16 protein-coding genes are annotated in these 12,975 nt (G+C 66.5%); 3 read left to right on the top strand and 13 right to left on the bottom strand.

The features are described 5' to 3' along the window. The 10 genes from B2W70_RS07180 to B2W70_RS07135 form a co-directional block, all read right to left on the bottom strand. Window positions 1-120: HisA/HisF-related TIM barrel protein (locus tag B2W70_RS07180; protein ID WP_286744256.1), on the bottom strand; the 120-nt coding region annotated here is incomplete at its 3' end. Between the two features lie 99 nt (window positions 121-219). After that, window positions 220-918 (bottom strand): imidazole glycerol phosphate synthase subunit HisH, encoded by a 699-nt coding sequence (hisH, locus tag B2W70_RS07175; protein ID WP_286744253.1) that lies wholly within the window; start codon window positions 916-918, stop codon window positions 220-222. Continuing rightward, window positions 915-1,535, bottom strand: a complete 621-nt coding sequence (hisB, locus tag B2W70_RS07170; RefSeq protein WP_058089387.1) for an imidazoleglycerol-phosphate dehydratase HisB — start codon at window positions 1,533-1,535, stop codon at window positions 915-917. The genes hisH and hisB overlap by 4 nt, the downstream gene beginning before the upstream one ends. Then, window positions 1,532-2,644, bottom strand: coding sequence for a histidinol-phosphate transaminase (gene hisC, locus B2W70_RS07165; RefSeq protein WP_286744250.1), 1,113 nt, complete (start codon window positions 2,642-2,644; stop codon window positions 1,532-1,534). The genes hisB and hisC overlap by 4 nt, the downstream gene beginning before the upstream one ends. Window positions 2,645-2,664: 20 nt before the next feature. Beyond that, entirely contained in the window at window positions 2,665-3,978 is a 1,314-nt protein-coding gene (hisD, locus tag B2W70_RS07160) for a histidinol dehydrogenase (RefSeq protein ID WP_286744249.1), read from the bottom strand. 105 nt (window positions 3,979-4,083) lie between these two features. After that, window positions 4,084-4,737, bottom strand: a complete 654-nt coding sequence (gene hisG / locus B2W70_RS07155; RefSeq protein ID WP_058089389.1) for an ATP phosphoribosyltransferase — start codon at window positions 4,735-4,737, stop codon at window positions 4,084-4,086. A 2-nt stretch (window positions 4,738-4,739) separates the two neighbouring features. Then, complete coding sequence (gene murA, locus B2W70_RS07150; RefSeq protein ID WP_058089390.1) at window positions 4,740-6,044, bottom strand: UDP-N-acetylglucosamine 1-carboxyvinyltransferase; 1,305 nt, start codon at window positions 6,042-6,044, stop codon at window positions 4,740-4,742. 72 nt (window positions 6,045-6,116) lie between these two features. Next, entirely contained in the window at window positions 6,117-6,371 is a 255-nt protein-coding gene (locus B2W70_RS07145) for a BolA family protein (protein WP_286744244.1), read from the bottom strand. Between the two features lie 66 nt (window positions 6,372-6,437). Then, entirely contained in the window at window positions 6,438-7,211 is a 774-nt protein-coding gene (locus tag B2W70_RS07140; protein ID WP_286744242.1) for an ABC transporter permease, read from the bottom strand. Beyond that, window positions 7,208-8,161, bottom strand: coding sequence for an ABC transporter ATP-binding protein (locus B2W70_RS07135; RefSeq protein WP_286744240.1), 954 nt, complete (start codon window positions 8,159-8,161; stop codon window positions 7,208-7,210). Before B2W70_RS07135 ends, B2W70_RS07140 begins: the two co-directional genes overlap by 4 nt. A 178-nt stretch (window positions 8,162-8,339) precedes the next feature. Here B2W70_RS07135 and B2W70_RS07130 point away from each other — a divergent pair, with 178 nt between their 5' ends. After that, entirely contained in the window at window positions 8,340-8,597 is a 258-nt protein-coding gene (locus B2W70_RS07130) for an acyl-CoA-binding protein (protein ID WP_058089394.1), read from the top strand. A gap of 58 nt (window positions 8,598-8,655) precedes the next feature. Here the strand turns inward: B2W70_RS07130 and B2W70_RS07125 are convergent, their stop codons facing one another. The 3 genes from B2W70_RS07125 to B2W70_RS07115 are packed head-to-tail and all read right to left on the bottom strand — an operon-like array spanning window position 8,656 to window position 10,899. Beyond that, complete coding sequence (locus B2W70_RS07125; RefSeq protein ID WP_286744238.1) at window positions 8,656-8,961, bottom strand: polyhydroxyalkanoic acid system family protein; 306 nt, start codon at window positions 8,959-8,961, stop codon at window positions 8,656-8,658. Window positions 8,962-9,011: 50 nt separating this feature from the next. Beyond that, window positions 9,012-9,650 (bottom strand): hypothetical protein, encoded by a 639-nt coding sequence (locus B2W70_RS07120; RefSeq protein WP_286744235.1) that lies wholly within the window; start codon window positions 9,648-9,650, stop codon window positions 9,012-9,014. Continuing rightward, window positions 9,643-10,899 (bottom strand): ammonium transporter, encoded by a 1,257-nt coding sequence (locus B2W70_RS07115; protein ID WP_286744233.1) that lies wholly within the window; start codon window positions 10,897-10,899, stop codon window positions 9,643-9,645. The genes B2W70_RS07120 and B2W70_RS07115 overlap by 8 nt, the downstream gene beginning before the upstream one ends. Window positions 10,900-11,062: 163 nt before the next feature. Between B2W70_RS07115 and B2W70_RS07110 the strand changes: the two genes are divergently transcribed. Further along, the gene (locus tag B2W70_RS07110; protein ID WP_414631036.1) at window positions 11,063-12,214 is read left to right on the top strand and encodes a M20 aminoacylase family protein; all 1,152 of its coding nucleotides are present in this window, start codon (window positions 11,063-11,065) and stop codon (window positions 12,212-12,214) included. A gap of 58 nt (window positions 12,215-12,272) precedes the next feature. Further along, window positions 12,273-12,975, top strand: a 703-nt coding sequence (locus B2W70_RS07105) for an ExeA family protein (RefSeq protein WP_286744229.1), incomplete at its 3' end; no start/stop codon positions are given.

Genomic DNA, 12,975 nt, shown 5'->3' with positions numbered 1-12,975 from the left:
AAGCCAGCGGCGGGCCATGGCCGCCGGGTCCTCACCGAAGGTGGTGGAGTCGTTCATGTCGCCTTGCTTGAGGCGAACACACTTGCCGTCTTTCAGGTCGATCGCAGGAATCAGCAGCATGGCTGGGACGCGTGTGGGTCAGTCGTCGAAGAAGCCTGGCGGGGCCAGGCGGGAAGGATGCGTGCGGCGCCGGACGCCCTCGCAGGCACCCGGCCCTGCTCAGGGCCGCCAGAGCAGGAAATTGCGGTACAGAGCCAGGCCGTGTTCAGCGCTCTTTTCCGGGTGGAACTGCGTGGCGAAAATGTTATCCCGTGCCACGACACTGGTAAAGCGGACACCGTACTCGGTTTCGCCGGCGCTGTGTTGGGCATCGTCCACACGCGCATGGTAGCTGTGAACGAAGTAGAACCAGCTTTCGTCGGGGATGCCCGCCCAGCACGGATGGGGCTCACCGCCCCAGGCGCCCGCGTGGCGGGCCTGGCTGACGCGGTTCCAGCCCATCTGGGGCACTTTGTAGCGGCTGCCGTCGGGTTGGATTTGCCCCTCGAGGCGAAATTTCACCACGCGCCCGGGGATCAGGCCGAGACCGGGCGTGTCCTGCTCTTCGGAGTGGTTCAGCAGCATCTGCATGCCCACGCACACGCCCATCAGGGGCTTGGTGGCGGCGGCATCCAGCACGGCGCCGAACAGGTCACCGCCATGCGCTTCGCGCAGCTCGCGCATGCAGTCGCGCATCGCGCCCTGACCTGGCAGCACGACGCGCTCGGCGGCGTGCACCACCTTGGGGTCGTTGGTGACGACCACCTGCAGGTTCAGGTCCTTGGCAGCGTGCTCCACCGCCTGCGACACGGAACGCAGGTTGCCCATGCCGTAGTCGATCACGGCAACGGTCGCGGCAACGGTCGACGCAGCGCTCACAGCGAACCCTTGGTCGATGGGATGACGCCAGCCATGCGGGGGTCCAACTCCAGCGCGGCACGCAGGGCGCGCGCAAACGCCTTGAACACCGTCTCGCACTGGTGGTGGGCGTTGACGCCGCGCAGGTTGTCGATGTGCAGGGTGACGCCAGCGTGGTTGACAAAGCCCTGGAAGAACTCGAAGGTCAGCTGGGTGTCGAAGCCGCCAATGCTGCCCGAGGTGAAAGGCACGTGCATGGTCAGACCCGGACGGCCGGAGAAATCGACCACCACGCGCGAGAGGGCCTCGTCCAGCGGCACGTAGGCGTGGCCGTAGCGGCGCAGGCCTTTTTTGTCGCCCACGGCCTTGGCCACAGCCTGCCCCAGGGTGATGCCGACGTCTTCAACGGTGTGGTGGCCGTCGATGTGCAGGTCGCCCACGGCGTGGATGTCGAGGTCGATCAGCCCGTGGCGGGCGATCTGGTCGAGCATGTGGTCGAAGAAGCCGATGCCGGTGTGCAGCTTGGCCGTGCCGTTGCCGTCGAGGTTGACGCGCACGGTGATCTGGGTTTCGGCGGTGTTGCGGGTGACTTCGGCCGTGCGCGGAGCACAGGCATTGCCGGCGGTGGGGGCGTTCATGCTTGGGGGTTTCGCAGGGGTTCGCGCAGGACCTCGGTGAGGGCTGCGATCAGCGCGTCGTTCTCCGCCGGCGAGCCAACGGTCAGACGGACGCAGTTTGCCAGCAATTGGTGCAGGCCGGAAACGTTCTTGATCAGGATGCCCCGCGCCTTGAGGGCGGCAAAGGCGCCAGCGGCATCGTTGACGCGCACCAGGATCATGTTGGCTTCGCTTGGGAAGGCCTTGGCACCCGGCATGGCGGCCAGGGCGGCCATCAAGCGCTCGCGCTCGGATTTGATGAGCCCTGCCTGGCGGGAAAACTCGTCGGCATGCTCCAGGGCGAACAGGGCCGCCTCGGTGTTGAGCACGCTGATGTTGTAGGGCGGGCGCACCTTCTCGACCTGCTCGATGAGGTCGGCGCGGCCCATCATGTAGCCCAGGCGCACGCCGGCCAGGCCGAACTTGGAAAGCGTGCGCATCAGCAGCACGTTGGGGTGAGCCTTCAAGCGAGCGATGAAACTCTGGCTGGCGAAGGGCTGGTAGGCCTCGTCGATGATCACCAGACCAGGGCGACCGCCCTCGGCGTTGGCCGACACGGCCTGGACGATCTGCTCGATGACGGCGCTGTCCCAGAGGTTGGCGGTCGGGTTGTTCGGGTAGGCAATGTAGGTCAGCGCCGGCTTGTGCTCGCGGATGGCGGCCAGCATGGCGGGGCCATCGAGCTCGAAATCGGCGGTCAGCGGAACGCCAACGAACTTCATGCCCGTCTGCTTGGCAAAAGCCTCGTACATGACGAAGCCGGGCACCGGCGCCAGGGCCACGGCGCCAGGCCTGGCGCAGGCCACGGACAGCAGCGAGATCAGCTCATCGGAGCCGTTGCCCAGCACCAGGCCCATGTCGGCAGGCACATCGGCGTGGGAACGCAAGGCCGCATGCAAATCGTTGATGCGGGTGCCCGGGTAGCGGTTGAGCGCCACCTTGCCCAGCCGCTCGCCCAGCTTGGCCTGCAGCTCGGGCGGGAGGGTGAAGGGGTTCTCCATCGCATCGAGCTTGATGAAGCCGGCCGCGTCCTGCACGTGGTAGGCGTGCATGGCCAGCACATCGGGGCGGAAGACGTCGAGCAGGCTCATGGCTGTGCGTGTGGGGGAGATCACTTTTTCAGTCGGAACTCAGCGGCCATGGCGTGGGCCTGCAGGCCTTCGCCATGGGCCAGCACGGAGGCGATTTTGCCCAGCACCTGGGCGCCGGCCTCGCTGACCTCGATCAGGCTGGAGCGCTTCTGGAAGTCGTAGACGCCCAGCGGCGACGAGAAGCGCGCCGTGCCCGAGGTGGGCAGCACGTGGTTGGGGCCGGCGCAGTAGTCGCCCAGCGATTCGCTGGTGTAGGCGCCCAGGAAGATGGCACCGGCATGCTTGAGCAGCGGCTCCCACTTGTGGGGCTCGTTGCTCGACACCTCCAGGTGCTCGGGCGCGATGCGGTTGCTGATCTCGCAGGCCTCTTCCATGCTCCGCGTCAGGATCAACGCGCCCCGCCCTTGCAGTGAGGCGCGGATGATGTCGGCGCGCGGCATGGTCGGCAGCAGTCGGTCGATTTCGGTCTGCACCTTCTGGATATAGGCAGCGTCGGGGCAGAGCAGGATGCTTTGCGCCAGCTCGTCGTGCTCGGCCTGGCTGAACAGGTCCATCGCGACCCAGTCGGGCGGCGTGGAGCCATCGGCCAGCACAAGGATCTCGCTGGGGCCGGCGATCATGTCGATGCCGACGGTGCCGAAGACGTGCTTTTTGGCGCTGGCCACGTAGGCGTTGCCCGGGCCGGTGACCTTGTCCACCTTGGGCACGGTGGCGGTGCCATGGGCCAGTGCGGCCACGGCCTGGGCGCCACCGATGGTGAAGGCACGGGTGACGCCAGCAACGTAGGCGGCGGCCAGCACGAGCGGGTTCTTCTCGCCCTTGGGCGTGGGCACCACCATGATGATCTCGCCCACCCCGGCCACGTGGGCAGGGATGGCGTTCATCAGCACGGACGACGGGTAGGCCGCCTTGCCGCCAGGCACGTAGATGCCGACGCGGTCCAGAGGGGTGACTTTCTGGCCCAGCAAGGTGCCGTCTTCGTCGCGGTACTGCCAGCTCAGGCCGCAGGCCTCTTTCTGGCGCTCGTGGTAGCTGCGCACGCGCCGGGCGGCGTTCTCCAGGGCCTCGCGCTGCACGGCGGGCAGGCTGTCGAAGGCGGCCTTGAGCTCGACCTGGGTGAGCTCCAGTTCGGCCATGCCTTGTGCCGGCAGGTGATCGAAGCGAGCGGTGTACTCGAGCACGGCGGCATCGCCCCGGGTGCGCACATCGGCCAGGATGTCGGCCACGCGCTGCTCGATGGCCGTGTCGGTTTCAGCCGACCAGTGCAGCACCTTCTGGAAGGCGGCATCGAAGTCGGGCTGGCTGGTGGCGAGGTGGCGGATCTGAACTGTCATGGCCTGAGGATCTCAGAAATCGCTTTGAGCGGGTCGTCCGGGTGATGGCTTGTCTCGATGGTGTCGATAGCGCGCCGCTGTGGCCAGCACGCCCGACCTGATTGCTCAGGCGGGGATGGCCGAGTCGAAGGCGTCGATCAGGCTGCGCAGCGCCTCGCGCTTGAGCTTGAGCGAGGCCTGGTTGACCACCAGGCGCGAGCTGATCTGCATGATCTCTTCGACCTCGACCAGCTTGTTGGCCTTGAGCGTGTTGCCGGTGGAGACCAGGTCGACGATGGCGTCGGCCAGGCCGGTCAGCGGCGCCAGCTCCATCGAGCCGTACAGCTTGATGAGGTCGACGTGCACGCCCTTGTTGGCGAAGTGCTCGCGCGCGATGCTGGTGTACTTGGTGGCCACGCGGATGCGGGCGCCTTGCTTGACGGCGGCTTCGTAGTCGAAGTCGGCGCGCACGGCCACGCTCATGCGGCACTTGGCGATGTTGAGGTCCAGCGGCTGGTACAGGCCGTCGCTGCCGTCCAGGCTGCCGGCGTGCTCGATGAGGATGTCCTTGCCAGCCACGCCGATGTCGGCGCCGCCATGCTGCACGTAGGTGGGCACGTCGGTGGCGCGCACCAGCACCACGCGCACGTCGTCGCGGTTGGTCGGCAGGATCAGCTTGCGGGACTTTTCAGGGTCTTCGAGCACCTGGATGCCGGCGGCAGCCAGCAGCGGCAGGGTCTCTTCGAAGATGCGGCCTTTGGACAGAGCGAGGGTGATCATGCTCAAGCGCTTTCCTTGACGCGTTCGATGTCGGCTCCGATGCCTCGGAGCTTTTCTTCCATGCGGTCGTAGCCACGGTCGAGGTGGTAGATGCGATCGACCAGGGTCTCGCCCTCGGCCACGAGGCCGGCGATGACCAGGCTGGCCGAGGCCCGCAGGTCGGTGGCCATGACGATGGCGCCGGACAGGCGCGGCACGCCGGTGACGATGGCGCTGTGCCCGTCGACCTCGACCTTCGCGCCCAGGCGGATCAGCTCGTTGACGTGCATGAAGCGGTTTTCGAAGATGGTCTCGTGGATGGCCGCCGTGCCTTCGGCGATGCAGTCAAGCGCCATGAACTGAGCCTGCATGTCGGTCGGGAAGCCTGGGTGCTCCTTGGTGCGGAAGCCCACGGCTTTGGGGCGGCCGTTGCCGACCACGCGCATCCAGCCTTCGCCGATGTCGATCTGCACACCGGCCTCACGCAGCTTCTCGATGACGGCTTCGAGCTGGTCGGCGTCGGTGCGGCGCAGCGTGACGTCGCCACCGGCGGCGCCCACGGCGCACAGGAAGGTGCCGGTCTCGATTCGGTCGGGGATGATGTGGTGGGCGTTGTCAGCCGTGAGGCCGTGCAGGCGCTCGACACCCTGGATGCGCACGCGGTGGGTGCCGGCGCCTTCGATTTTGGCGCCCATGGCGGTCAGCAGGTTGGCCAGGTCGACGATCTCGGGCTCTTGCGCGGCGTTCTCCAGCACCGTCTCGCCTTCGGCCAGGGTGGCGGCCATCATCAGGTTCTCGGTGCCGGTCACGGTGACCATGTCGGTGGTGATGCGAGCGCCCTTGAGGCGACCAGGCTGGCCGTTGGCGCCCAGCGGCGTGCGGGCTTCGATGTAGCCATGCTCGACGGTGATCTCCGCACCCATCGCCTGCAGCCCCTTGATGTGCTGATCGACCGGACGCGAGCCGATGGCGCAACCACCGGGCAGCGACACGCGCGCGCGACCGAAGCGCGCCAGCAGAGGACCCAGCACCAGGATGGAGGCGCGCATGGTCTTGACCAGCTCGTACGGGGCCTCGGGCGTGTGCACGTCGGCGGCGTTGAGCGTGATGCGGGTGGCGTCGAGCTCGTCGACCACGTGGCTGACGCCCATGTTGCCCAGCAGCTTGAGCGTGGTGCCGACGTCTTTCAGGCGGGGCACGTTGTGCAGCGTCACGGGCTCGGCGGCCAGCAAGGTGGCGCAGAGGTCAGGCAGGGCTGCGTTCTTGGCACCAGAGATGGTGACCTCGCCTTGCAGGCGGCGACCGCCGCGGATCAGGAGTTTGTCCATGAAACACAATGGGCGCACGGCCACCCGACCGCGGGTGACGATGCGCCATGCAAAAATTCGTCGAGGAAAGGATCAGGCCTGCGGACCTTGTTGCGACCACTCGGTCGGCGTCAAGGTCTTCATCGACAGGGCGTGGATCTCAGCGCGCATTCTATCGCCCAGGGCTTGGTAAACCCGCTGGTGCCGGGCGACCCGATTCTTGCCCTCGAACTCGGCCGAGACGATGGTGGCAAAGAAGTGCTGGCCATCGCCCTCGACGCTGAGGTGGGCGCAGGGCAGGCCGGCGGCGATGTACTGCTGGACTTGGTCAGGCGTGGGATTGGCCATGGCGGACTCGTTAAAAGGTGCGGGAATCGGGTTGCAGTGGGCGCGCCCAGAGGCTGATCGAGGCGCTCAATGTCGGATCTTGTAGCCGGTCTTCAGCAGGTGCAAGGCCAGCGCTGCGACCAAAGCAGTGGCCGCACCGACCACGCCCAGGCTGAGCCAGGGACTGACGTCGCTCTGGCCGAAAAAGCCGTGGCGAAAACCGTCGATCAGGTAGAAGAAGGGGTTCAGGCGCGAAACGCCGTGCCAGAACGGCGGCAGCGAGTGCACCGAATAGAACACGCCCGACAGGAAGGTCATGGGCAGGATGATGAAATTCTGGAAGGCGGCCATCTGGTCGAACTTGTCGGCCCACAGCCCGGCGATCAGGCCCAGCGAGCCCAGCAGGCAGCCACCCAGCAGGCCGAAAGCCAGTGCCCACAGCGGCTGGGCGAACTGCGGCGGCGCGAAAAACAGCGTGGCCAACCAAACGCCCGCCCCCACCAGCAGGCCCCGCACCAGCGAGGCCCCCACGTAGGCCAGAAACCACGCGCGATGCGACAGCGGACTCAGGAGCACGAACACCAGGTTGCCGGTGATCTTGCTCTGGATCAGCGACGAGGAGCTGTTGGCGAACGCGTTTTGCAACACCGACATCATCACCAGGCCAGGCACCAGGAAGGACGTGTAGCCCACGCCCTTGTAGACCTGGACATGGTCCTCGAGCACGTGCCCGAAGATCAGCAGGTAGAGCACAGCCGTGAGCACGGGGGCGCCCACGGTCTGGAAGCTGACCTTCCAGAAACGCAGCACTTCCTTGACGAACAGCGGGCGAGCGCCCTGGAAAGATGCGAGCCAGTTCATGCAGCGCCCCCCGCTGTCGGGCCGGCCACGGCTGGTGGCGGCGGCGTCAGGCGCCCCTGCATGATGGCCAGGAAGATGTCCTCCAGGTCGGCGCGGCCGATCTCGAGGTCTTCGATGGCGCAACCACTTTGACGAAGCAGCGCCAGGCTCTGTTCGACCTCGGCGGCGTCGTGCGCTGTCAGTTGAACGATGCGGCCCGTGACACGGGCGCGAGCGGCCAGCTCAGCCGGCAAGGCCGTGTCGGTCTTGAACCGCAACATGGTCGAGGCGGTGCCAGCCAGCAGGGCCGAGGTGCGGTCCAGCGCCACCAGTTGCCCCTGCTTGAGCATGCCGATGCGGTGGCACAGGGCCTCGGCCTCTTCAAGATAGTGGGTGGTCAGCAGCACGGTGTGACCCGCCTTGTTGAGCTGGGCGATGAACTGCCACAGCGTCTGGCGCAGCTCGACGTCCACGCCGGCGGTCGGCTCGTCGAGCACGATCACAGGCGGGCGGTGCACCAGGGCCTGGGCCACCAGCACGCGCCGCTTCATGCCACCGGAGAGCTGGCGCATGTTGGCATCGGCTTTGTCGGTCAGGCCGAGGTTGGCCAGCAATTCGTCGATCCAGTCGTCGTTGCGGCGCAGGCCGAAGTAGGCGCTCTGGATGCGCAGCGTTTCACGCACCGAAAAGAAGGGATCGAACACCAGCTCCTGCGGCACCACGCCGAGCGCGCGGCGGGCCTGGGCGTAATCGCTCACCACGTCGTGCCCCTGCACCGTGACCCGGCCCGAGGTGGCCCGACTCAAGCCGGCAAGGATGCTGATGAGGGTGGTCTTGCCGGCGCCATTGGGGCCCAACAAGCCAAAAAACTCACCTGAGTGGATGTCAAAGCTGACCCCCTGAAGGGCCCGCACCTCGCGTCCGGCTGACGAGAAGGTCTTGGTGACTTGTTGGAAAGAAACGGCGCTCATGGAGCGGCAGATTGTACGGAGGGGGCAGAAATGGCGCCGGACAGGGGGCATTGCGGCCCTGTTTTGAGGGGGCGGCGTCTTCGCCGGGCGTGCAACGGGCGCTAACATCCGACGCACCGCCAGACCGGTGACCTCAACCGGACGCGCACTGCCCCATTTCCACAACTAGGAGACCGACATGTCCGACCTGCAAGCTCAATTCGAGAAGGCCCTGGCCGATTCCAAGCTGCTGCCCGCCAAGCCCGACAACAACACCCTGCTGAAGATCTACTCGCTCTTCAAGCAAGGCAGCGTGGGCGATGTCCAGGGCGATCGCCCCGGCATGATGGACTTTGTCGGCCGCGCCAAATACGACGCCTGGGCCGAGCTCAAGGGCAAGTCCCAGGACGCCGCCAAACAGGCTTACATCGACCTGATCGAGTCGCTCAAGAAGTGATTCAGGCGGGGCGCCCAGCCGCCGATGGCTGGGGCGCGCCCCGTGCTTGAGCCAGGCTTCAGGCCTGGCCCTTGGCCTTCTCGATGATGCGCCCCAGGCTCTTGCTGACCTCGGCTTCGATCATCGGCTTGAAGGCCGCCATCATCATGCCGAGCTTGATCTTCAGGTCGAAATCGGTGCCCGAGACCAGCATCGTGCCTTTGACGCCCATGCGCTCGAAGGAAACGGTGTCCTGATCGGCGCCTTCCTGGTAGTCGCACTGCAGGCCCATCTGGCTGGCCGCGTTGGCAACCCACTCCTTGGCCAGTGTGCGAGCCTTGTCCAGGCCCAGGGTGTGCGATTGCTGGTAGTTGACGTCGCTCATGGTCACTCCTCGGGGGCGGCGCGGATCTGGCGCCGAAGCCAAAGCCGCCACTATAAGTATGTTCTGACCCGGTGCAGCGAGGCGTCTGCGCTCTGCTCGCATTCGCGCACGATGCGCGTCAGGCAGGCATCGGCCTGCACGGGCCCCAGCCATTGCGCCAGCACCACGTAGGCCGCGTTGATCAAGCGGGTGCCCACACCCCGGGCCGGCCATTCGCCGACCAGGTTCGCGCCATGCGCGTGGATCCAGCTCAGCGCCCTTTGCTGTTCAGCAGAGCTCAGGCGTGACTGGCCGACGTGGTGGGCCAGGCCCTGGCGCCAACGCACCGCCAGGAAAGCAGGGCCCAGCGCCCGCTCCACGTGGCGCTCCATCGCGTGGATGATGACCTGCACGACTCGCGCATCGTGGCTGGGGGCAACCGGCGCCACCACTGGCGCAGCTGGCCTGCCAGACGCCACGCGCTGCAAGGAGCGGATGATCTGCAGGTGGATTTCAGCCTCGCGCCCTTGCAGGTTGAACTGCTGCGCCACCAACCGGCAATAGCGACTCAGTCCCGCCAGGCTGGGTGGCCCAGCCGGTGTGGCCGACAAGGGTTGCCACAAGGCAGCAGCCTGCCTGGCTGCTTCCGGTTCCAGGTAGGCGACCAGCACCTGCTGAACGGCTTCGACGGCCAGGTCCTGCTCAGCCATGCTGCACCCCACGGTGAACCGCCTCTTGCTGGAACTCGGGATAGCCCAGTTCGTGGTGCTCGCTGAAGTCCAGCCCCCGTTGCTCATCGAGGGTCGAGGCGCGCAGCGGCACGAACTTGTCGAGCAGCCAGTACATCAACAAAGACCCGCCAAACCCCCACACGAACGCTGCCAGGCAACCCAGCGCCTGCACGCCCAACTGCGACAGGTCGAACAGGTGGCCGCTGCGAAACAGGCCCGCCGCCAACGTGCCCCAGACGCCGCCCACCACGTGAACCGACACCGCTCCCACCACGTCGTCCACCCGCAGGCGGTCGAGCAAAGGGGCCACCAGCACGCTCAAGGCGCCGCCAAGCAAACCAGCCAGCACGGCGAACCCAGGCTCCATGACATGACAGCCAGCCGTCACCGACACGAGCCCGGCGATCGAGCCATTGAGCGTCAGCGTCATCATCAGCTTGCTGCGCAGCAGGGCCATGGTGAGCATGGCGCCGATGGCGCCGGCTGCACCGCCGAGGTGGGTGTTCAGCGCGATGCGCCCCAGGCTGACGGAAGCCGACATGGTGCTGCCCGCGTTGAAACCGAACCAGCCCAGCCAGAGGATGAAGGCGCCCATGGCGACCAGGGTGAGGTTGTGCCCCTGAATCTCGCGCGGGCGCCCGTCCGGCCCGAATCGACCGAGCCTGGGGCCCACCACCAGCAGCGCCGCCAGCGCGGCCCAACCTCCTATGGCGTGCACCACGGTCGAGCCAGCGAAATCGATGAAACCCATCTGCTTGAGCCAGCCCTCGCCGCCATGCGCCCCACCCCAGGCCCAGGCCCCGAACACCGGGTAGATCAGCGCCGTGATGAAGACCGAGCCAATGACATAGGCCGAAAAGCGCGCGCGTTCGGCGATGGCGCCGCTGACGATGGTGGCGGAGGTGGCCGCGAACATCATCTGGAAGAACAGCCCACCGTACTGGGACTCCGGCACACCCTGCAGCGCGAACGCCGAGGTGCCCAGCCAGCCTGTGTGGTTGGCCCCGAACATCAGGCCGTACCCGACCAGCCAGAACGCGACCGCGCCAAAGCACATGTCGCAGTAGTTCTTCATGATCACGTTGATGGTGTTCTTGGCCTGGGCCATGCCCGATTCAAGGAAGGCGAAACCCGCCTGCATGAAGAACACCAATGCGCCCGCCACCACCAGCCACAACATGTTGACAGCTTCGGCCAGGCCCTTATCCAAAACAGCAGATTCAAGCATGGGCGCGGATACAGCAAGCCCCATACCAGCCACCATGCACCCGACAGGGGCGCGGTGGCCGCAGTAAGATCAAAGGCCTCGCCATGAACGATTCCGCCCCATGACCGCGACCTCCGCTGCTGCCCACAACGTCCTGCCCGAACTGCTTGACGACGCGGAGGCGATGCGGGCCATCCGGCGCGACATCCACGCCCACCCCGAACTCTGCTTCGAAGAAGAGCGTACCTCCGACCTGGTGGCACGCACGCTGGCGAACTGGGGCATCGAGGTGCACCGGGGGCTGGGCAAGACCGGCGTGGTCGGCGTCATCCAGGGGCGTCCTGGCAAGCGGGCCATCGGCTTGCGCGCCGACATGGACGCACTGCCCATGACCGAGCACAACACCTTCGCCCACGCCAGCCGCCACCACGGCAAGATGCACGCCTGCGGACACGACGGCCACGTCGCCATGTTGCTGTCGGCCGCCCGCCACCTGGCCGCCACGCGCGACTTCAATGGCACCGTCTACCTCGTGTTCCAACCAGCCGAAGAAGGCGGCGGCGGCGCGCGCGAGATGATGAAGGACGGCCTGTTCGATCGCTTCCCGATGGACGCGATCTTCGGCATGCACAACTGGCCGGGCATGCCGGTGGGCACGTTCGCCGTTCGCAACGGGCCCTGTTTTGCGTCCAGCAACGAGTTCCACATCACCATCCGCGGCAAGGGCTGCCATGGCGCCATGCCGCACCTGGGCATCGACCCCGTGCCCATTGCCTGCCAGCTGGTGCAGGCCTTTCAGACCATCCTCACGCGCAACATGCGCCCAGTCGAGACCGGCGTCATCTCGGTGACCATGATCCAGGCGGGTGAAGCCACCAACGTCATCCCCGAGTCGGTGGTGATGCAGGGCACGGTGCGCACCTTCACCACCGAGACGCTCGACCTCATCGAAAACCGCATGCGCGAGATCACGCGCCACCTGTGCGCCGCCCATGGCGCCGAGGCCGACTTCGAGTTCAGCCGCAACTACCCGCCCACGGTCAACCACCCGGCCGAAGCCGCCATCGTGCGGCAGGTCATGGTCGAGCTGGTGGGCGAAGGCCGGGTGCAGGAGTTCGAGCCCACCATGGGCGCCGAGGACTTCAGCTACTTCCTGCAAGGCAAGCCGGGCGCCTACTTCGTGATCGGCAACGGCGATGGCACCCACCGCGAGGGCGGCCACGGACTGGGGCCCTGCACCCTGCACAACCCCAGCTACGACTTCAACGACGAATTGCTGCCCCTGGGCGCCACCCTGTGGGTGAGGCTGGTGCAGCGCTGGCTGGCACAGGCCTGAACAACACCGGTTTTTTCAGGGCATGAAGCGCCCGCCAGGGCGGGTATGCTTGGCCGCCATGTACGCGTCGCATTTCGGCCTGAAGCAGGCGCCGTTTTCCATCGCGCCCGACCCGCGCTACCTGTTCATGAGCGAACGCCATCGCGAGGCGCTGGCTCACCTGCTCTATGGCGTGGGCGGTGGCGGGGGCTTCGTGCTGCTGACCGGCGAGATCGGGGCCGGCAAGACCACGGTCTGCCGCTGCTTCCTCGAGCAAATCCCCCGGCGCTGCAACGTCGCCTACATCTTCAACCCCAAGCTGAGCACGGGCGAGTTGCTGCAAAGCATCTGCGACGAGTTCCGCATCCCGCTGCCGGGTGGCCCCGAGGCCTCGCTCAAGGCCCACGTCGACGCGCTCAACGAGTTCCTGCTCAAAACCCACGCGGTGGGGCAGAACAACGTCCTGATCATCGACGAGGCCCAGAACCTCTCGCCTGAGGTGCTGGAGCAGCTGCGCCTGCTGACCAACCTGGAGACCAGCGAGCGCAAGCTGCTGCAGATCATCCTGATCGGTCAGCCTGAGCTGCGCCAGATGCTGGCCCAGCCCGAGCTGGAACAACTGGCGCAGCGCGTGATCGCGCGCTACCACCTCGACGCGCTGTCCGAAGAAGAAACCGCGCAGTACATCCAGCACCGTCTGGAGACAGCCGGGCTCAAGCGCGGCAGCCTGTTCGAGCGCAAGGCGCTCAAGCGCATCCACGAGCTGACCCGGGGCGTGCCCC

Source organism: Aquabacterium sp. UBA2148, from assembly GCF_002328915.1.
GTDB classification, from domain to species: Bacteria; Pseudomonadota; Gammaproteobacteria; order Burkholderiales; family Burkholderiaceae_C; genus Aquabacterium; species Aquabacterium parvum.
The sequence above is the reverse complement of the archived record's forward strand: the minus strand, read 5'-3'. Positions and strand labels throughout refer to the sequence as shown.

Coding starts and splice junctions, on each gene's coding strand:
- hisB (WP_058089387.1), bottom strand. CDS start 1,535: ATGAACGCCCCCACCGCCGGCAATGCCTGTGCTCCGCGCACGGCCGAA.
- hisC (WP_286744250.1), bottom strand. CDS start 2,644: ATGAGCCTGCTCGACGTCTTCCGCCCCGATGTGCTGGCCATGCACGCC.
- hisD (WP_286744249.1), bottom strand. CDS start 3,978: ATGACAGTTCAGATCCGCCACCTCGCCACCAGCCAGCCCGACTTCGAT.
- hisG (WP_058089389.1), bottom strand. CDS start 4,737: ATGATCACCCTCGCTCTGTCCAAAGGCCGCATCTTCGAAGAGACCCTG.
- murA (WP_058089390.1), bottom strand. CDS start 6,044: ATGGACAAACTCCTGATCCGCGGCGGTCGCCGCCTGCAAGGCGAGGTC.
- B2W70_RS07145 (WP_286744244.1), bottom strand. CDS start 6,371: ATGGCCAATCCCACGCCTGACCAAGTCCAGCAGTACATCGCCGCCGGC.
- B2W70_RS07140 (WP_286744242.1), bottom strand. CDS start 7,211: ATGAACTGGCTCGCATCTTTCCAGGGCGCTCGCCCGCTGTTCGTCAAG.
- B2W70_RS07135 (WP_286744240.1), bottom strand. CDS start 8,161: ATGAGCGCCGTTTCTTTCCAACAAGTCACCAAGACCTTCTCGTCAGCC.
- B2W70_RS07130 (WP_058089394.1), top strand. CDS start 8,340: ATGTCCGACCTGCAAGCTCAATTCGAGAAGGCCCTGGCCGATTCCAAG.
- B2W70_RS07125 (WP_286744238.1), bottom strand. CDS start 8,961: ATGAGCGACGTCAACTACCAGCAATCGCACACCCTGGGCCTGGACAAG.
- B2W70_RS07120 (WP_286744235.1), bottom strand. CDS start 9,650: ATGGCTGAGCAGGACCTGGCCGTCGAAGCCGTTCAGCAGGTGCTGGTC.
- B2W70_RS07115 (WP_286744233.1), bottom strand. CDS start 10,899: ATGCTTGAATCTGCTGTTTTGGATAAGGGCCTGGCCGAAGCTGTCAAC.
- B2W70_RS07110 (WP_414631036.1), top strand. CDS start 11,063: ATGCGGGCCATCCGGCGCGACATCCACGCCCACCCCGAACTCTGCTTC.